The sequence below is a fragment of the Aeromonas sp. Prich7-2 genome (assembly GCF_017939255.1).
Taxonomy (GTDB): Bacteria; Pseudomonadota; Gammaproteobacteria; order Enterobacterales; family Aeromonadaceae; genus Aeromonas; species Aeromonas caviae.
In genome coordinates this window covers 1-1,430 of record NZ_JAGKRI010000164.1, presented here as the reverse complement: position 1 = coordinate 1,430, position 1,430 = coordinate 1, and the positions used below count along the sequence as shown (strand labels likewise).

At 37.2% G+C, this 1,430-nt stretch carries 1 protein-coding gene; it reads right to left on the bottom strand.

Annotated elements, in window-relative coordinates; all coding sequences use genetic code 11:
- Positions 1-171: 171 nt before the first annotated feature.
- Positions 172-588 carry a hypothetical protein gene (locus tag J9892_RS19440; RefSeq protein WP_157416893.1) on the bottom strand — a complete coding sequence of 139 codons (417 nt, stop codon included), beginning with the start codon at positions 586-588 and terminating at the stop codon, positions 172-174.
- Between the last annotated feature and the right edge of the window lie 842 nt (positions 589-1,430).

The following is a 1,430-nucleotide window of genomic DNA, read 5'->3' as shown; positions in this document are numbered from 1 at the left end:
CAGAGACCTCACCTCTTTCATTCAATGTAATATTTGGTCTATTAATTACACCACCACCGAGATGATAAACCTGTGATGGCATGGATTTTCGTTTCCTACCAATATGTATAGCTCGGTAAATATAAGACAGTCTGTACTGGAAGTTTGGGCCGAACCTGTGTTTTTCAAAATTCATTTCAACTTCACTCCAATCAGAGCTTTTTCAATTCCTATAAACAGAGAATTTATAGATGATAAAGCCTGCATCACTGGAGAGTTATCACTACTGTCAGTAATAAATTTATAAACGTCATTACCGACTTCAGCTTGTCTAATCAACAACATGATTTGATTTAAATTCGATGATATATTGTATAACCCCTCGAGCAATCTCACACGATCATCATATGAAAAATCTGGTGAGATATTACTGTCTGGTTCCCGGAGAGCCAAAAAACGAATCAGGCTAGACTTTTTGGGAATACCATAGGTTTTACTATGCTTAGTTAAAACACGTTGCTCAGCTGCATTAAATGAGATTCGGAGTATTAAACTGCGTTTTTCATCAGCTGATTTTTTGGGTCTACCAGATCGTGGTTTTCTGTTCAATTGCGTGCACCTTTATAATAATTATTAGTAGTGTTATGCGTTTTTTTCAAACCAACCAATTTAATAGACATTAAAACATAGCTGGTTTAGAGTTTTTTCAAAAAATATACAATAGATTTATACGAAGTCACATTAAGAAATGAGCTAAATTATTCGGTGATATTTAATGCTCACTCTAATTATAGTATTGCAAACACTAAATATAATATCAACAATTTTTTGAGTTAAATTATTAATTTAACGACTAACGTTATCAATGGCATTGGCGAAAGTTAATATTTAAAATATGAAATTAACTAGACTTATATGGTGATTTTAATTTTCTTCCGTGAAATTAAAACTATGACATAGGCTGATTAAAGTTATATAAAAAGGCATGCTCTCATCCTATGACAGACATACCTTTTCTAGGGAAGGTGCGAATAAGTCATATGGCACGAGAGCATTTACTGGTAACCCATTGATATTAAATGACTAAAATTTTCATTTTTTGTTCGTGGGATACTTGTTCGCACTTTCCTTAGCGTTATCGGTAGCGTGAAATGAAATCCTGGCTGCTGGCTGGCAACGATTGTCAGCTGACAACGGGGTGAGCAGCTCATCAGAACCATCAGGCATTGGCGTTATCGGTAGTGTGAAATGATGTCCTGGCCGCTGCCCGATAATCTCTCTGTCAGCCGCATTATAGGTATCGTGAAATGGAAATCTGGCTCCAGCGAGCTCGATTGTCAGCTGACAACGGGGCGATCAGCTCATCAGAACCATCAGGCATTAGCGTTATCGGTAGCGTGAAATGGAAATCTGGCTCCAGCGAACTCGATTGTCAGCTGACAACGGGGTGA